At 65.7% G+C, this 589-nt stretch carries 1 pseudogene; it reads left to right on the top strand.

Going from position 1 to position 589, the window contains the following annotated elements:
• Positions 1-589: pseudogene (locus M5B44_RS28795) on the top strand (type IV secretion protein Rhs); the annotation flags it as partial.

Genomic DNA, 589 nt, shown 5'->3' with positions numbered 1-589 from the left:
TACGTCTACCAGAACGGCCGCGAGCAACAGCGCCAGCAGGGCCTGCTGCTCAGCGAATATGCCTACGACGAACAGGGCCGTTTGCTGTCCCACGCTGTCGGTCATCAACGCAGCGCGCTGTACCGCCGCGACTTTGCCTACAGCCCCAACGGCAATCTCGAACACATCGCCGACACCCGCCACGGCCAGCGCAGCTACACGTACGACGCCCTCGACCGGCTGATCCGCGTACACCACACCCGCGACGATGTGCCGGAAACCTTCGCCCACGACCCGGCCGACAACCTGCTGACGCAGGACCGGCCGGGCCCGAGCAGCATCAAAGGCAATCGCCTGCTGATGCAGGGCGACCGCCATTACGACTACGACGCCTTCGGCAACCTGATCCGCGAACGCCGCGGCCGCGCCCAACAGCTCGTCACTGCATACCGCTACGACAGCCAGCACCGCCTGATCAGCCTGACCCGCCCGGATGGCACCAGCGCCACCTATCAATACGACGCCTTCGGCCGCCGCATCCGCAAGACCGTCGATGGCCAGACCACCGAGTTCTTCTGGCAAGGCGACCACCTGATCGCCGAAAGCAGCC

This window comes from Pseudomonas sp. MWU12-2029 (genome assembly GCF_023242425.1).
GTDB lineage: Bacteria > Pseudomonadota > Gammaproteobacteria > Pseudomonadales > Pseudomonadaceae > Aquipseudomonas > Aquipseudomonas kribbensis.
The sequence above is the reverse complement of the archived record's forward strand: the minus strand, read 5'-3'. Positions and strand labels throughout refer to the sequence as shown.